At 34.0% G+C, this 16,844-nt stretch carries 15 protein-coding genes and 1 pseudogene; 4 read left to right on the forward strand and 12 right to left on the reverse strand.

The genetic code is table 11. From position 1 onward, the window contains the following. Positions 1-100 precede the first annotated feature (100 nt). Genes ID741_RS11920 through ID741_RS11930 form a run of 3 tightly spaced genes read left to right on the forward strand, consistent with a single transcriptional unit; the run spans position 101 to position 3,704 of the window. Positions 101-853 carry a DeoR/GlpR family DNA-binding transcription regulator gene (locus ID741_RS11920; RefSeq protein ID WP_438720115.1) on the forward strand — a complete coding sequence of 251 codons (753 nt, stop codon included), beginning with the start codon at positions 101-103 and terminating at the stop codon, positions 851-853. Further along, on the forward strand, positions 850-1,764 hold the full coding sequence (gene pfkB, locus ID741_RS11925) for a 1-phosphofructokinase (RefSeq protein ID WP_218325391.1): 915 nt from the start codon (positions 850-852) through the stop codon (positions 1,762-1,764). The genes ID741_RS11920 and pfkB overlap by 4 nt, the downstream gene beginning before the upstream one ends. An 11-nt stretch (positions 1,765-1,775) precedes the next feature. Then, positions 1,776-3,704 (forward strand): PTS fructose transporter subunit IIABC, encoded by a 1,929-nt coding sequence (locus ID741_RS11930; RefSeq protein ID WP_438720116.1) that lies wholly within the window; start codon positions 1,776-1,778, stop codon positions 3,702-3,704. A 68-nt stretch (positions 3,705-3,772) separates the two neighbouring features. On the opposite strand, the gene ID741_RS11935 is transcribed toward ID741_RS11930, so the two are convergent. After that, positions 3,773-5,101, reverse strand: a complete 1,329-nt coding sequence (locus ID741_RS11935) for a hypothetical protein (protein ID WP_438720117.1) — start codon at positions 5,099-5,101, stop codon at positions 3,773-3,775. A 136-nt stretch (positions 5,102-5,237) separates the two neighbouring features. On the opposite strand from ID741_RS11935, the gene ID741_RS11940 reads away from it, so the two are divergent. Beyond that, on the forward strand, positions 5,238-5,387 hold the full coding sequence (locus ID741_RS11940) for an SPJ_0845 family protein (RefSeq protein WP_438720118.1): 150 nt from the start codon (positions 5,238-5,240) through the stop codon (positions 5,385-5,387). Positions 5,388-5,434: 47 nt separating this feature from the next. On the opposite strand, the gene yihA is transcribed toward ID741_RS11940, so the two are convergent. The 11 genes and pseudogenes from yihA to ID741_RS11995 form a co-directional block, all read right to left on the reverse strand. After that, entirely contained in the window at positions 5,435-6,019 is a 585-nt protein-coding gene (gene yihA / locus ID741_RS11945) for a ribosome biogenesis GTP-binding protein YihA/YsxC (protein ID WP_438720119.1), read from the reverse strand. Between the two features lie 99 nt (positions 6,020-6,118). Then, the gene (gene clpX / locus ID741_RS11950) at positions 6,119-7,366 is read right to left on the reverse strand and encodes an ATP-dependent Clp protease ATP-binding subunit ClpX (RefSeq protein ID WP_218325396.1); all 1,248 of its coding nucleotides are present in this window, start codon (positions 7,364-7,366) and stop codon (positions 6,119-6,121) included. A gap of 218 nt (positions 7,367-7,584) precedes the next feature. Next, positions 7,585-7,884 (reverse strand): annotated as a pseudogene (locus tag ID741_RS11955) (GNAT family N-acetyltransferase); the annotation flags it as partial. Between the two features lie 23 nt (positions 7,885-7,907). Further along, positions 7,908-8,078, reverse strand: a complete 171-nt coding sequence (locus tag ID741_RS11960; protein WP_438720120.1) for a hypothetical protein — start codon at positions 8,076-8,078, stop codon at positions 7,908-7,910. A 1-nt stretch (position 8,079) separates the two neighbouring features. After that, positions 8,080-9,240: an MFS transporter gene (locus ID741_RS11965; RefSeq protein ID WP_438720121.1), complete on the reverse strand. Its 1,161-nt coding sequence runs from the start codon at positions 9,238-9,240 to the stop codon at positions 8,080-8,082. A 78-nt stretch (positions 9,241-9,318) separates the two neighbouring features. After that, complete coding sequence (locus ID741_RS11970; RefSeq protein WP_438720122.1) at positions 9,319-10,764, reverse strand: DUF2142 domain-containing protein; 1,446 nt, start codon at positions 10,762-10,764, stop codon at positions 9,319-9,321. A gap of 106 nt (positions 10,765-10,870) precedes the next feature. Then, positions 10,871-12,184, reverse strand: a complete 1,314-nt coding sequence (locus ID741_RS11975; RefSeq protein ID WP_218325400.1) for a GH25 family lysozyme — start codon at positions 12,182-12,184, stop codon at positions 10,871-10,873. Between the two features lie 163 nt (positions 12,185-12,347). Then, positions 12,348-13,865 (reverse strand): glucosyltransferase domain-containing protein, encoded by a 1,518-nt coding sequence (locus ID741_RS11980; RefSeq protein ID WP_438720123.1) that lies wholly within the window; start codon positions 13,863-13,865, stop codon positions 12,348-12,350. A gap of 102 nt (positions 13,866-13,967) precedes the next feature. Next, positions 13,968-15,251 (reverse strand): trigger factor, encoded by a 1,284-nt coding sequence (gene tig / locus ID741_RS11985; RefSeq protein WP_218325402.1) that lies wholly within the window; start codon positions 15,249-15,251, stop codon positions 13,968-13,970. 91 nt (positions 15,252-15,342) lie between these two features. After that, positions 15,343-16,263 (reverse strand): tetratricopeptide repeat protein, encoded by a 921-nt coding sequence (locus tag ID741_RS11990; RefSeq protein ID WP_218325403.1) that lies wholly within the window; start codon positions 16,261-16,263, stop codon positions 15,343-15,345. 17 nt (positions 16,264-16,280) lie between these two features. Continuing rightward, entirely contained in the window at positions 16,281-16,565 is a 285-nt protein-coding gene (locus ID741_RS11995; RefSeq protein ID WP_218325404.1) for a hypothetical protein, read from the reverse strand. Between the last annotated feature and the right edge of the window lie 279 nt (positions 16,566-16,844).

Below are 16,844 nucleotides of genomic sequence, written 5' to 3' on the forward strand. Positions count from 1 at the left end.
TCATTGGTTTTTTTCTTAAAAATGTTTATGGACGTTTTTGAATGTTTTTGATTGATTAGGTCATTTAATTGTGCTATGATGTTTTTGAGGAGGAATGGAAATGCTTACAGAAGAGCGACGAAAAAAAATACTAGAATTATTAGATGAACATAATGTTGTGAAATCTCAAGATTTAATGAATCGTTTACAGGCTTCAGAGTCAACCATTCGTCGTGATTTACAAGAATTAGAAGATGATGGTCATTTAAAGCGAGTTCACGGTGGTGCCACGAAAATGCAATTTTTAGATGATGAGCCTGCCTTCTCTGAAAAATCATTCAAAAACATTCAACAGAAACAAGCAATCGCAAAATTAGCCAGTCAAGAAATTGATGATGGCGATATTATTTATTTAGATGCTGGAACAACAACAATCGAACTTATTCCTTATTTAAAAGATATTGTCGTCACTGTTGTGACCAATTCAGTTGGTCTGGCTGCAAAATTAGTTGAACATCAAATCAACACAATTGTTTTAGGCGGCCGAATCAAATTAAAAACTGATGCTGTTATCGGCTCTCAAGCGATGGCGCAATTAAGTCAATATCGTTTTGATAAAGCATTTGTGGGCACCAATGGTATTTCAGAAAAAACCGGCTACACCACGCCAGATCCTGAAGAAGCAGCACTAAAACGACTAGCTATCCAACAGTCCGAAAAAGCATTTATTTTGGCAGACTATTCTAAATTTAATCAAACAACATTTGTTCAAATTACTAAACTTTCTGAAGCAATCATTCTCACTGATCGATGTCCGACTGAACTTTACACTGACATCGCTAAACAAACTACTATTAAGGAGGTTTCTGTATGATTTATACAGTGACACTAAATCCTTCTATTGACTATATTGTACATGTAGATCAGTTGAAGATTGGCGATATCAATCGCATGAAAAATGATTTTAAATTACCTGGCGGGAAAGGAATTAATGTTTCACGAATTTTGGCAAGGATCAATGTTCCTTCTACTGCCTTAGGTTTCATCGGCGGCTTTACTGGAAGCTTTATTAAAGGTTGGCTAAAAGAAGAGAATGTTCAAACCAATTTTACTGAAGTCAGTGACGATACGCGTATCAATATAAAACTAAAAGCAGTTGAAGAAACTGAAATAAATGGCTTAGGCCCAGATGTTTCAACTGCAGAAATGTTACATCTAAAACAAATTTTAAAAGATGTCACCAAAGATGATGTAGTTGTCTTATCTGGTAGCAAACCAGCCAGTGTGCCAACCGGTTTTTACCAAGAATTAATAGAAGTGATTAAGTCAACTGGTGCTGAATTTGTGATTGATACTACTGGAGCAGATTTAATGGATGCTTTACCAAGCGGTCCACTTTTAGTGAAGCCTAACAATCACGAATTGGCTGAATTATACGAGACAACTTTTGATTCAGTGGAAGATATTTTCCCGTACGGTGCAAAATTGTTAGCTACTGGTGCAAAACACGCACTTGTCTCAATGGCAGGTGATGGTGCTTTACTATTTACTGACGATGCCGTTTACTCAGCTAATGTATTAAAACGTTCAGTAAAAAATTCAGTTGGTGCTGGTGACTCAATGATTGCTGGTTTTGTTGGTGCTTTTGTTAAATCGAAAGACCCAATTGAAGCATTTAAATGGGGCGTCGCTTGCGGCAGTGCAACGACATTTTCAGATGATTTAGCCACAGCTGATTTCATTCAAGAATTATTACCTGAAGTTATTATTACTAAGGTAAAATAGGAGGAGAAAAAATGGATATCAAAGATTTATTAGTAAAAGATGCAATGATCATGGATTTAAAAGCAACTGATAAACAAGGCGCAATTGATGAAATGGTCCAAAAAATGTACGATGCAGGTAGAATTTCTGACGTAGAAATTTACAAAGAAGGTATTCTTAAACGAGAAGCACTCACTTCAACTGGTCTAGGCGATGGTATTGCAATGCCTCATGCTAAAAATAGTGCTGTAAAAGAAGCCACAGTTTTATTTGCTAAAAGTAAAAATGGCGTAGACTACGAAGCTCTTGATGGCCAACCTAGTTATTTGTTCTTCATGATCGCTGCTCCAGAGGGCGCAAATGATACGCATTTACAAGCTTTAGCTTCTCTTTCGAAATTATTAATTGATCCTGATTTTGTCGCACAATTAAAAGAAGCTAACACACCTGAGGAAGTTCAAAATTTATTTGATACTGCAGAAAAAGCTAAAGAAGCAGAAGAAAAAGCTGAAGAAGCGGCAGAAAACGAGTTAAAAGATTTTAATCGTCACTATATCGTTGCTGTTACAGCCTGCCCTACTGGTATCGCCCACACATATATGGCAGAAGACGCTTTAAAGAAAAAAGCGAAAGAAATGGGCGTTGATATTAAAGTTGAAACAAATGGTTCGGAAGGAATCAAACATCGATTAACTGATGAAGAAATCGCTCGTGCTGATGCCGTTATCGTTGCAGCAGACAAAAAAGTAGAAATGAATCGTTTTGCTGGAAAAGAATTAATCAACCGTCCGGTTTCAGATGGCATTCGTAAACCAGAAGAATTAATCAATCTTGCATTAAGTGGTAATGCACCAACTTTTAAAGGCGATGGATCAGAAACCGCGTCTCAATCCACAGAAGAAAGTGGATCAGTTGGACAAAATATTTATAAAGATTTGATGAACGGCGTTTCTCATATGTTGCCATTCGTAATTGGTGGCGGAATTATGATTGCCTTGTCATTCATGATTGATCAATTTATTGGCGTTCCTTCTGCTGAATTAGCAAACTTAGGTAACTATAACCAAGTGGCTAGTTGGTTCAATCAAATTGGACAATCTGCCTTTACCTTCATGTTACCTGTGTTAGCCGGATTTATTGCTTCAAGTATTGCTGACCGTCCTGGTTTAATCGGTGGTTTCGCTGCTGGTTTCTTAGCTAATCAAGGTGGTGCTGGTTTCTTAGGTGCTTTAATTGGTGGTTTCTTAGCTGGTTATGTGATTGTCTTCTTGAAAAAAGTCTTTAAAGGCTTACCAAAATCATTAGACGGTATTAAAACAATCTTATTCTATCCATTCTTTGGATTACTGATTACTGGATTTTTAATGTTGTTAGTCAATGTACCGATGAAAGCTATCAATGATGGTCTAAATGGTTTCTTATCTGGTCTAGGTGGATCAAATGCAATCTTACTTGGCGCTTTATTAGGCGGCATGATGGCAGTCGATTTAGGTGGACCAATTAATAAAGCTGCATATGTATTCGGTACTGCAACGCTTGCTTCAACAGTTGCAACTGGCGGTTCAATCGTCATGGCAGCAGTCATGGCTGGCGGTATGGTTCCTCCTTTAGCAATTTTCGTGGCAACTCGTTTATTCAAAAGTAAATTTGAAAAAAGCCAAATTGATGCTGGTCTAACAAATATCGTAATGGGCTTATCATTTGTAACAGAAGGTGCGATTCCTTTTGCTGCAGCCGATCCAATTCGTGTTATTCCAAGTTTCGTAGTTGGTTCTGCTTTAACTGGTGGACTAGTTGGTGCTTTCGGTATTAAATTATTAGCCCCTCACGGCGGAATCTTCGTTGTTTTATTATTAAGTCATCCAGTACTCTATTTAATCTTTATTGCGATTGGCGCTATCGTCTCTGGTGTGATCTATGGATTAGTTAAAAAACCAGCAGCTTCAGCTGTAACTGAATAATCAAAAAAGCTTGAAAAATGTAGCGACTCTAGTAGTTCAAACTAGGTCGCTACAAAATTCAAGCTTTTTTATATGTCTATAATACGCATCTGCTTTTCCTTAGTTTCAAATTTTTGCGGGATAAACAAGACTTTCAAGTTTTGACTTTCATGTTTAAGTAATAAAGAGATGCCCTCAGCTTTTTGTTTTACTTCTTGAATAGAAATACCTGGAATAGCTTGTTTCAATTCATTCAATGGAAATTTTTCGATTGATAGTCTTGGTACAAAAAATTGCAGTACTGGTAAAAAATCTTTTAATTGTAAATCTGTAATTTTAACATCTAAATAGTCTTCAATATAATACCGATAAGCGCTTACTCCCTGATCAATTGTGAGTTCTGGATAAAGTACTTTAAAGTTCATCATTTGTTTGTTCTCGTTATCAATCCAAGGAAAATAGGCCAGTGCATTCAAACTCCCCTTCATTCTAGTAACAGAATAATCATCCTTTAAATAATCATAGGTTCTTGTTACGAAAAAAGTCGCTTTCTTCTTTTCGATTGGTTGAAATAAATCATTTTGATACTGCACCGTTTGAACGGTTGACTGTTCAAAGGCAAATTCAATAAAGGGTTGTTCTAACACTCCTACCCCATTGGTATAAGAAAGTTGCGCAATACCCAGCTGGTTACGAAACATCTTTTGATAATGGAGATTGCTGACTTCAGCCCAATGTAATGGATTTTTAAAAATTTCGATAAAAATACCTTCACCTAATTTTTCAGCTCGATCAACTTGCTGTATTTCTAAAAGTAATTGTTGCGGAAAAAATTGTTGATATGCTGGTCCAAAGAAAATGCGCCAACAGGAAGTTAAACAAAAGCCTTTATAAAAAACATCGTATCCTGAAAATTGATTACAGTCGATAATTATTTCTCCATCAATTGTCTTCATTTTTGGTAATTTATCAATTTCTTCACTCGCTTGAAAAGCTTGTCGTTTTTGCAGATCACTGACATTATGATATAGAAATTCATCATAAGACCGCATATAGCCAAAGACGCCATAATCCTTTACCCGCCCTTTTAAGTAATCAAAATAGATTAACTCCCAATATTTAAAGACTTGATGCTCTATTAACGTTTTTTCAACTAAACTATGACCTAAAATATGCAACGTCGTCTCTTGTGGTCCGTTTATTAAGCATATCCGACAATCTTCTTTATCATGTAGCAAATCAATCATTTGATGTAAATCCATTAAATCAAAAGGCTGTCTTACGCCATCAACGACCATTTCAACAGGTTCCAGCAATAAGCGAGACATAATTACCCAATCTCTGACAAATTCTTGGAGTTTGCCATCTTCTAAATGATCTAGGTGGTTTACACAATACAATAATTCCGTCTTTTCCATTGCTGATACCTCCTTTTACTACTTATAGTATAGCGTAATTTATTAAAAGTTCCTAAAAAAGTAATGCCCATTTTTTTGGTAGTTGTTTTTTTAAATAAACGTGCTAAACTAATATTGAAATTATGGAGGTGAAATCATGGGCTTAAAATTTGAAAGAACCAATGATTTAGATAAACTTTTTGAAAATTTTGCTGTTGACCCTGAAAAAAAAGTACAGAGCAATAAAGATGTCGAAAAATTTTTAAAACCAGAAGACAAAGATAAAAAAGAAAATAAAAAAAAGTAAGTCAGTTCGACTTACTTTAGTAGAAGACTGGCTAAATGTCAGTCTTTTTATTTTAGATAGCTTTCAATTGCCGTCCAAGCAGCCTCTTTTCCTTCTTTTGTTTCAGAAGAAAAAATAATGAAATCATCATTTCCATCAAAATCTAATTTTTTCTTGATGCTACTTGTGTGCTTATTCCATTTTCCCCGAGGAATCTTATCGGCCTTTGTAGCAACAACGATCACTGGAATATTATAATATTTTAAAAATTGGTACATCTGAATATCTTCAACACTAGGGTCATGACGCATATCCACTAAAGAGACAACTGCCCTCAATTGTTCCCGACTGGTAATATACGTTTCAATCATTTTTCCCCATTTTACTCGCTCTGTTTTTGAAACCTTCGCATAACCATAACCAGGAACATCTACAAAATATAAACTATCTTCAATTAGGTAAAAATTCAATGTTTGAGTTTTGCCAGGTTTACTGGAAGTTCGCGCCAAGTTTTTTCGATTAATCAGTGTATTGATAAATGAAGATTTCCCTACATTTGAACGTCCTGCTAAAGCAATTTCTGGTAGTTGACTTTCAGGATACTGCTTGGGAGCAACGGCACTGATAACAATTTCTGCATTATGAACTTTCATCATTTTCTCCTTTATGCAATGGTATAAATTTCATTTTAACATGGATATTTTCAAAAAAATAGCGTGGCTGGATATAAAATATCTGCCACGCTGTTTTTTTTAACCTGCTTTTTTATTATCGCTATGATATTCAACGATTGGTTTTCCGTTTCCTTCAACAGCATCTTTAGTGATAATCACTTTTTTGATGTTTTCATCAGAAGGAATATCGAACATGATGTCCATCATAATATCTTCAATGATTGAACGTAATCCCCGTGCCCCAGTATTTCGTGCAATGGCCTTATCTGCGATTGCATCCAAGGCTAAAGGTTCAAATTCTAACTCTGTGTCATCGTAAGACAATAGTTTTTGATATTGTTTCACTAAAGCATTTTTTGGTTCCGTTAAAATTCTGACCAAATCTTCAGTCGTTAATTTTTCTAATGCCGTTGTCACAGGCAAACGACCAATAAATTCAGGAATTAAACCAAATTTTAATAAATCTTCAGGAATAATTTGCTGCATCATACTAGCATTTTCATCTAATTTTTTATTGTTGCTACCAAAGCCGATTGTTTTTTCACCTAAACGATTTTTAACAATTGCTTCGATACCATCAAAAGCACCACCAACAATAAATAAAATATTGGTTGTGTCAATTTGAATAAATTCTTGATGAGGATGTTTGCGCCCGCCTTGTGGTGGTACACTAGCAACCGTACCTTCTAAGATTTTTAATAAGGCTTGTTGTACACCTTCACCAGAGACATCTCTAGTGATAGAGACATTTTCACTTTTACGTGTAATTTTATCAATTTCGTCGATATAGATGATGCCTTTTTCAGCTCGTTCAACATTATAGTCAGCCGATTGTAATAACTTAAGCAAGATATTTTCTACGTCTTCACCAACATAACCAGCTTCAGTCAAACTTGTGGCATCAGCAATCGCAAACGGTACATTTAATGAACGTGCCAACGTTTGTGCCAAGAAAGTTTTACCAGAACCAGTTGGTCCAATCAGACAAATATTACTTTTTTGTAATTCAACTTCGTCTTTATTCTCAGTATCCGTATTTACTCTTTTATAGTGATTATATACAGCAACTGATAATGCCCGTTTTGCGCGATCTTGTCCAATTACATATTGATTTAAAATGTCCAATAATTCTTTGGGTTTTGGAACATCAATAAATTCACGAAGCGCTTCTTCATGAAATTCTTCATCAATAATTTCTTTACAAAGATCAATACATTCATTACAAATATAAACGCCAGGACCTGCGACAATTTTTTTTACTTCTTCTTGGGTTTTTCCGCAAAAAGAACAGCGGACTGTTTCACCCGAGTCAGTACTTTCATACATGGCCTTCACCTCTTGATTCGATTACTACAAATAATCTTTGCAGTCTTCCACTATCATAACATAAAGGTGCTAAAAGACAATCATTGCTGATTCTATTTACTCATTTATTAAGAAAAAAACCAAAAGATTATTATTTTAGTAGAATATTTTTTCCTATCTGTTAAAGCTCACTTTTATTCAGAAAAAACCACTTTCAAATTACCCTTAAAATTAATATTTCATAATTCTTTTTCTAATAGATAACGATTGTTTGATTCTCCTATTAAGTGAAATCCACAGGACAATAAAACATTTCTTGAAGCTATATTTGATGGATCAATTTCTGCTGTAATACGTTTTGCATCTTTTAAACGGAAAATTTTTTCTATCAAACAAAAAATCATTTTTTTACCATAGCCTTTTCCTAAAAAAGTCGGATTGCCAATCAAATAATCAATGCCATATGTTCCGTTTAAAGGTATCCTGCCAAAATCTTCATCAAGACTATCATTAGCTTTATAGTATTGGCAGAATCCAAAAGGTTGATTATCTCAAAATACAATCAAATGAGTAAGCCAATTAAACTGCTCTTCTCTTTGCCTAAGTTCCATTGCCAATCGTCAATCGATACATCTAGTTCAGGTATTTCATACCATTTTTTCACGTGTTCGTAATTTAACCACTCTTCTATCATTGCTAAATCTTCATCTTCAACTAATTTAAAAGATATCATTTTATTTTAAACTCCTTTTTCTACAAAAAAACCAGCTTAGAATTGTTAATACCGCAAACAAGAATGCAAAACTTAAAAAGGGCTGATTAATTGCTTTTGATCCGGTAATCAAAGCAATCAACTTTAGTAAATAAGGTGCCGACGATCCCCCTAAATTACATCCGACTAATGCAACTGACATACAGAGTGTCTCTGAACCTGATCGACAAACTTCTGAAACCAAATGAAACATTAAAGAAATCAATAATGGATATGCCGCACCTGCTAAAACTGCACCAACAGTAATAACCATTAAATTATTGGCACTATAGACTAAAAAATGAGCCATGGTCATCATAATTAAACCAAGTGACGCTGTGAAGTAACGAATTGAGATAAAAATACGACCAAAAAAAACACCTAAAATCATTCCCGCTACAGTCATCAATGTCTGTACCCGACTCGCATCAACCATATTCCCAAAGTTAAAACTAGTGACAATACCCGAAATGCGAATAATAATAGCCGTTTGAGCACCTACAATAACAACTAAAAAAACAGCAATCAAAATCACGTAAAAATTGACTGATTGCTTTCTATTATCAATTTCAACATCTGAATCTTTTTTCTTATTATCAGGATAGGAAAACATAAATAGTAACAAAATCGGCAAAGCCAATAAATAAATTAAAAAGACACTTTGCCAATTGAATAAAATTAATTGACCAGCCAAAAAAGTTAAAATGGCTTGCCCACCACTTTCAAATGCGCTACGTAGCCCCATTAGATAGGCACTTTCTTTTCCTTTGAAGTTGATTGAGATTAGACTGACAGCTAAAGAATTAATCAGACCAAGACCCACACCTAAAATAATTCGCGAAAGGAAAACGGCAGAGAAATCATTTAGAAAAAAAGGTAACACTCCCGCCACTAAAACTAGACTTAGTCCCAAAATGACAGTCACTTTTTCACCAATTTTGTTGGAAATAAAACTGCTTAGTAAGACCATAATCATCACTGAAAAAGATGGTACAGTAGTCATCAGTTCAATTGATGAAGCAGAGATATGATCAAAATAACCTTCAATCGCGGGGATCGCTGGGGAAATGGATAAAGACGAAACCAGTATCAGAGAAACTGATAGGATTCCTATTTTCAGTAAAAAGTTTTTCTTTGTTACCATCTACACAACCAACTTCCATTTTAAACTTTTTATATTTCAATTATAACCAAAAAAAGGCAGCCAAAGCCACCTAACTTTTTAAAAACCATATCTTACCGCTAAGATTCGTAAAACTGCTAGCCACAGTATCACTAAAATACTACCAATAACAATCAAAATTTTATTTTGGGCTACATTTATCGTTCCTTCTTTTGTTGAAAAAAGTGGAATAAATACAAAACTTATCGGAATAAAATAGCGCCCCTGTACCCCTTGAATAGCTTTTTTAGTATCTACTGGGTTCCAGATTTGATATAAAGCAAAGAAAGTTAAGAGTGTAAACAAAATTAACGCTACTCCTAGAACAAGCTTTTTAGGCCATCTAAAAAATATTGCTTTTTGATTAGGTAAGAAGGCTGAAACTATCAATAAACTATAATACAGGATTGCCCAATGCCAACCAATAGGTGTGTTCAACCACCCAAAATTACCCATGTAGGATAGTAAAATATAATTACCTTTATTTCCGAAAATAAAATTTTTGATTAAATTGTTAAAGAAAATACCTGGATTACTTAAAAAATGACGTAATTGTAGATTAGGATTAGCAAAATCCCGATAAAGAATCTGTTGATCCACCATCAAAGAATTCCATAAAAGATAAAGCCCTATAGATAAGGCAAGAATAACACTTCCCCAAACAACTTTACGGCGGATATTCATATCTTTGTTAGGTATTAAAAAGAATAACAAACCTAATACTATATTCGTTGGTTTCATAGTGACAGCAATAATTAATAGTAGACCTGCTATCATGATTTTTTTTGATGAAAGCCTATTAGACGATTCTTCTATTTCTTCTGTCAATTGCTTTTTGGCTGCCAATCTTAAAACATAAGCTGAAAATAAAAGCGCAACGCCATTTGTTAAACCATCTCCTGAAGTGGATGCAGCAAGAAAAATAGCCAATGGATTTAATCCAATTATTGCCGCTGCCCATTTAGAAAAAGGAAACAGACTAATTGCAATTGCTATCAAGACAATATAGCATACTAAATTAAATGCCCTTGCCAAATAATATTGCGCTAAAGGAGAAGTGTTAAGTACTTTTCCAAAAAGAATCCCCAATGTTTGAGGAATGAAATTAATAATCGAATAATTTGTTATACCACCTGTTGGTAAAAAAACTTTACCTGAGGAAGGATAATTGTCTTCCTCAGCTTTCTGGTAATCAAATTTATTTTCCGGATAATTTCCTACCGTGAAAGATAGTTTAACAATTTTTTCTACTCCTTTTGAGGCATAAAAACCAAATTCATTCCACGACTTGGCATTTTCATTCTCAACATTATTTTTATTATAAATTACTGGAACCACTTCGTTTCGGGAAAGCGCATCAGCTTTTAAATAATGGCCCAATTCATCTGGTGCCTGTAAAGGAGGAATGAATTTCACAAAAGAACCTCCGAAAATGATTGAGAAAAGAATGAATACGAAAACAGCTATATGAACATTTTTTATTTTCTTTGCGATTTGTCCTAACATAATTAATCGCTCCTTTAGAATCTTTAAATAATAAAAAGATTATACTAGTTTTTATAACACCAACAAATGAAAAACCACCAGCTGAAAACTGATGGTTTACTATTTTTTAATTACCGTACCAACCGATACCTTCATAATTCCAGCCATTTGAAACTAAGTGGTCACGTTCATTTGTATCTAATGTATAATGATGGGCTCCTGCTTTGGCGTTTTTATTATACAGACGATGTAAAGCAGTTTCTCCACCAGAGCGCCAAGAAATCCCTTCATCTTTCCATCCTTGAGCAACTAAATTGTCACGTTCAGCCGCAGACTTTGTATAATGATGATCTCCAGCGTTAGCATTATACAAACGGTACACATTCTCACCTTCATTCGGTGCATTCCAGCCGCGGCCTTCATAATTCCAGCCAGCTAGAATTAAGGAGTTTCTTTCTGCGCCGTTTGAAGTATAGAAATGTTCACCACTGTTAGTATTATACATTCTATACATTGCTGTTGTGCCTTCAGGGCTCTCAAGATCAAGAGGCATACTGTAATCACCAATATAATCTGCAGAAATGTCGAATCTACCGGAAACGTTGGGGAAACCTAATTGAGAAGACCATTGCCATGCACCATATTGCGTATAATAATTTGTTGTAGTCAGAGTATAAGGATACGCAGCTACCCAAATATTTTTCTCACCAATACTTTGACCATTCACACGTCCAGAAGTTAGCCAGTATAAGCCAATATAATGTTTGGTATTGTTAAAGCCTAACTGTTTTAAGCGGTTAGCAAAAGCAATTGAATTGGCCGTATGGTCTCCTTTACCGGCAATATTGGGTTCTTCCATATCATTAATCATTACAGTGCTCTTATCTAAACCTAATTCATTTGCAAATTGCGCATAATAATCTGCTTCTGCGGCAGCAGCAGCATCACTTGTGAACCAGCTATAGTGGTAAGTTGATACAAGTAAACCAGCTGCTTTGGCATTATCAATCTGTGATTTTGCATATGGATTACGATAAGAAGTCGCTTCAGTTAACTTGACAGTTACGCCTGTTACACCGTAAGCCATCATAGAACGATATTGATCCACTGAAATTGTTCCATTATGTGAAGAAACATCAATAAAACTTTTTGATGGTGTATTATTATCAGTCGCAGCAACCGATGGTAAAGTTGCTCGAGTCGTAGCTGAAAGAACTTGTGGAAGCAAATCAGATCGTCCGCTTGGCGCCATGTAAAGACTGCCATCTTCACCAATCAATGAAGCTGGGTTTACTGATTCTTGATTATCTTGATCCTGTTCAGCTGATGCTGTAACAGAATTATTTTCTTCAGATGTACTTACTTCTTCAGCCAAAGCTGGTGAAGCAATGTTTAAAGCCATCATTGACATTAAACTTAAACCTATCCATTTTTTTTTCATTATAATCTCCTTTGGTAAACATTTTAACCTAGTCTCAGTTTACCAAAAAAGACTAATGAAATGAACAAAACTATTTATCTTTATTTTTACAATTTGGTTACATCACTATTTATAACAAAAAAAATCAAAATCCAATGAAGTATCTGGATTTTGATTTTTTTAGTTAACTTACTCGAACCATAATAATATCGCCTTCGATTTTCACTGAATCCTCTTCAGGAAAGACCCCCATATCATTAAAGTCAGGTAAAATTTCTTGATATTCTTCCTCTGAAACTCTTTTAATTGGCGTTCCTGTGATATCAAAGAAGTTTGCTACGCGATGACTCACACCAACGGGACTGTTCACATCCCAATTATAAAAACTATGACCTAATACATCTCCCATCATTAATCCTCTAGAGATAGGAAATTGTTTTTGTCCAAAAATTGCTAGTTTGTAATCTAAATAACTCCCTTTGATATCTAGAGTATTAATTTTACTTCTAAGTTGTTGATTAAACCTTGACGCTTCAGTATAAATGATATTTTCTTGATTCGCCAAATAAGCCGATTGCTTCATTTGCTTAAATGAAATTATGACAATGATAATTGCTACTATAGTTTTTACATATTTTAAATTCAGTTTATTATAAATATAAAAATAGACATAGCCAACAGCCAATGGATAATATGGTACTAAAGATCTGATGGGACCAATCGATCCAAAGATAAAGATACTTGAATGAATGGCGAAATATAATGAACTTAACAATAAGAATAACCAGATCCGATTTTTCTTTGCAAAAAATAAAGCTAAGTAAGATACGATTACAACTAAGACCATTAATTTACCAAAATAAATTGATTGCGCACCACTGTAAAGAGAATAAGTATTATTAATAATACTTGAAAAAATTTCTGAAACTGGCAATTTCCCCCATAAAATAACTGACTCTACATAAGGATTTTTTTGAGTGCCTAATAAAAATAAAGTAAGATTATACATCAGTTGATTCATAATAAATATGACTAAAAAAGACCCTATATATGAGGCAATTAATAATAAACCGTCTTTTAGAGAAATTCTTTTTTCAGAACTATCCACTATTGCGATAATCATAATAATTGTAACAACTACAAACGTAATCCAATTAGATGGATACACTGAAAAAGCACACACACCTAGAATAATATTAATTGCCAAAAATAGTTTCTTTTTCTCTGACATAAATAAGTAGAAAAAATAAACAGATAATATGACACATAGATTTGATAAAGCTACTTCAAAACTTTGCAAAATAAAATTATACTGTTCCAATAAAATAGCCGATGAAACAAATGTTGCGGGAATAATCCAACTTCCTTTTTGACGGCTTTGATATATGCGATCCAAGATGTAAGAAAATAAAATTGACATAAGTCCCAATATTAAATAAGTTAAAATATTAATTAAAAACACATTAATCGTATAACCTGAAATAAAACGTTTAAAAAAATAAAGTCCGTATCGACCCATTTCTGCCCATTGTATGAACCCATTCATAGGTGCCAACAACATAAACTCTTCCGTATCAATTGAAAAATTATAATAAAATATTTTCGCTCCAAAAGACACCAATATCACTAAGTATGTAAGTAAAATTAGCGCTTTATTGTTTTTCCCAAAAGCTTTTAAACGACCCAACTCACTTAGTATCATTTGTTTCCCCCTTAATTATCAATCTGTTCCCTTACATAAAAACAAACAAGTAGTGCATAATAACTGCTCACACTACTTGCTTATTTTTCTTTTAATTAAGAATTATTTTTCAACAGCAGACTCTGTTACTAATTCAACTGCTTTTTTAATTTTAATATCATGTTCTAACATATCTTCAGTTAAAACATTGCGGATTTGATCTTCAGGCATTTGGTACATTTCAGCTAAAGATTTAATTTCTTCATCAAGTTCGCTTTGTTCAACTGTGAAGTTTTCGGCAGCAACAATAGCTTCCATTACTAAGTTTGTTTTCACACGGTTTTCAGCTTCTGCTTCAAATTGTGTGTGTAAATCTGCTTCAGTTGAACCAGTTAGTTGATAATACATTTCTGGAGAAATACCTTGACGTTGCATGTTGTTAAGAAACTCGTCCATTGAACGGTGAACTTCATCGTGAACCATCACGTATGGCAATTCAACGATTTCAGCATTTTCGACAGCTGCTTTAATGGCAGCTTCTTCTTTTGCTTCTTTCGCAGCAGCAGCTTTTTGTTCTGTTAATTCTTCACGATATTTTGTTTTTAATTCGTCTAATGAATTAACTTCTTCATCAACGTCTTTAGCAAAATCATCATCTAGTTCAGGTAATTCTTTGCCTTTTACTTCATGAACAGTTACTTTGAAGACTGCTTCTTTACCAGCTAAGTCTTCTGATTGATAATCTTCTGGGAAAGTAACAGTTACGTCTAGGCTATCATCAGCTTTGTGACCTACTAATTGTTCTTCAAAGCCTGGGATAAATGAACCAGAACCTAATTCAAGACTATAGTTTTCACCTTTCCCGCCATCAAACGCTTCTTCACCAACAAAACCTTCAAAGTCAATGACTACAGTGTCGCCATTTTCAGCAGCGGCATCTTCTTTAATCACTAATTCAGCTTGTGCTTCTTGTTCACGTTTGATACGTGCGTCCACATCATCTTCTGTTACTTCTGTTTCTTGTTTTGGTACTTCTAAGCTTTTGTATTCGCCAAGTTTTACTTCAGGTTTGACAGTTACAGTCGCTTTAATTACCCAATCTTGTCCTTTTTCCATGCTATCCACATCGATATTAGGTTGTGAAACTGGTTCAACACCAGACTCTTTGATTGCTGCTTCATAAGCTACAGGTAAAATATCATTTAACGCATCTTCATAAAGTGCTTCTTCACCATACATTTGGTTGAACATTTGACGAGAAACTTTTCCTTTACGGAAGCCCGGTACGTTTAGATTTTTTTTGACTTTATTAAAAGCATTTGTTAATCCTTTTTCAATTTCTGGTCTCGCGATTGAAAAAGTTACTACACCTTCATTGGTGCCAGTTTTTTCGAAATTTACAGTCACTTGATTTCCCTCCGAATATTAAAATTTGCATACTTGTTAAGTTTACACTACTGAATAAAAATTGTAAATATAAAGCTTAGTTCTCAACTCTTTAACTCTGATAAAAGCTTTGCCATTTTTTTAATTTTTCTCGTATTTTTTTGATTTCTGAGTCATCATTTTTATCTGACGATAAATAGCTGTTTACCCATTCGGCAGTGTCTGAATAAAACACCTGTAAAGGATAAAGTAATGCTTGCTCCACATAAACTTCCTCAATTAAATTTTGTAGCAGGTATGGATCTTGATGCTCCAATTTCTCAGCTAAGCTCGCAATAATATCATTCATTAACTGATCTCTCAGATCAGTACCAATTGTTTTTGGATTTAATTCTATTATTTGATCATTCAAATCGAGATAATCAAAGACTTGATCAACTTCATTTTTCGACAATTCTTCGAATAAATAATTTCTAGCCAACAAAGTAACTTTATCCTCAGATAAAATTTGTTTGCCTAGTTCGATTAAATCAGCCAAAGATAAGTTCTCGCTTTTCTTTATTGTTTCTATTTGAACAAGTACCGGAGCCTTTAATTCTTCCAGCAATTCATCCAAGCTGTATAGTTGATCATCAGTACATTCTTCTGGAAACATTTGAGCTTGCTCATCTATTACATAAGAAAAGTCATTGACTTGCTCTTTAGTAATCAATTGCTGCTTATATCCCTGCCAGACCCAAGCTCGGGCTTTTTCAAATTGATAATTTAATAGTAACAACTGTAAAAAATACTCAAAGCGCTGATAATCAATCAAATAATTATCTAACATTTCCTCTGCATATTGGATGGCAAGTTCAATATTACCTTTTTGAGATGAAATCGTCGATAACATAAAATTTACTAACGGATCTTTATTTATTTTATAAGCCTTTTCAAAAGATGAGAATGCTTGATTCATATCACTATTTTCTAAAGCCAAGTGTCCAGCTTTACAATAAAATTCAAAATTTTTAGGAAATTGTATTTCTGACAACCTACCCTCTCCTTTCATTAATATAAATTCCGAATGATTAAAACTTTTTCAATTGGCCCCTTGGCATTCATTTTTTCAGCTTTTTCTACTAACGAGTGTCCCGTAAAAACTTCATGATTTAAAGGATCTTCTATCTCAAAAATTTTTGTTTCTTCTATACTTAAAGCATTTGGTGAAATTTCTTGTATGCTATCCCAGCCAGTATCTAAAAAAATTTTTGTTTCATCATTTATGCCATCTTTATTTTCTAATTCCGCCAAAAATTTTTTTAGCTCTCCAATGGTTAAATTTTCAATTTCCATGACAACCTCCTATTGATTGATTCATTTTATTTTAACTGATTCCATCGAATAATTGGAGATTTTTCTCTTAAATTTAGTTAATACCTGACATAATTTGGAAAGTTCTTTCACAATCTCATCTATACCAATTAAAAAATAATCAAAATAAGTATTTGACACTTTTATGATTATAGTTTATATTTATCAATGTTTCCGGCAGCAATAAATTAAATCTTTATTAGATAGACCAATAAGATAGCGCCAGGCCTTTACAAGGTGACGAGGAAGAAGCTTATCGAA

Source organism: Enterococcus sp. AZ103 (genome assembly GCF_051714685.1).
GTDB lineage: Bacteria > Bacillota > Bacilli > Lactobacillales > Enterococcaceae > Enterococcus_A > Enterococcus_A alishanensis.

Coding starts and splice junctions, on each gene's coding strand:
- ID741_RS11920 (WP_438720115.1), top strand. CDS start 101: ATGCTTACAGAAGAGCGACGAAAAAAAATACTAGAATTATTAGATGAA.
- pfkB (WP_218325391.1), top strand. CDS start 850: ATGATTTATACAGTGACACTAAATCCTTCTATTGACTATATTGTACAT.
- ID741_RS11930 (WP_438720116.1), top strand. CDS start 1,776: ATGGATATCAAAGATTTATTAGTAAAAGATGCAATGATCATGGATTTA.
- ID741_RS11935 (WP_438720117.1), bottom strand. CDS start 5,101: ATGGAAAAGACGGAATTATTGTATTGTGTAAACCACCTAGATCATTTA.
- ID741_RS11940 (WP_438720118.1), top strand. CDS start 5,238: ATGGGCTTAAAATTTGAAAGAACCAATGATTTAGATAAACTTTTTGAA.
- yihA (WP_438720119.1), bottom strand. CDS start 6,019: ATGAAAGTTCATAATGCAGAAATTGTTATCAGTGCCGTTGCTCCCAAG.
- clpX (WP_218325396.1), bottom strand. CDS start 7,366: ATGTATGAAAGTACTGACTCGGGTGAAACAGTCCGCTGTTCTTTTTGC.
- ID741_RS11960 (WP_438720120.1), bottom strand. CDS start 8,078: ATGATATCTTTTAAATTAGTTGAAGATGAAGATTTAGCAATGATAGAA.
- ID741_RS11965 (WP_438720121.1), bottom strand. CDS start 9,240: ATGGTAACAAAGAAAAACTTTTTACTGAAAATAGGAATCCTATCAGTT.
- ID741_RS11970 (WP_438720122.1), bottom strand. CDS start 10,764: ATGTTAGGACAAATCGCAAAGAAAATAAAAAATGTTCATATAGCTGTT.
- ID741_RS11975 (WP_218325400.1), bottom strand. CDS start 12,184: ATGAAAAAAAAATGGATAGGTTTAAGTTTAATGTCAATGATGGCTTTA.
- ID741_RS11980 (WP_438720123.1), bottom strand. CDS start 13,865: ATGATACTAAGTGAGTTGGGTCGTTTAAAAGCTTTTGGGAAAAACAAT.
- ID741_RS11995 (WP_218325404.1), bottom strand. CDS start 16,565: ATGGAAATTGAAAATTTAACCATTGGAGAGCTAAAAAAATTTTTGGCG.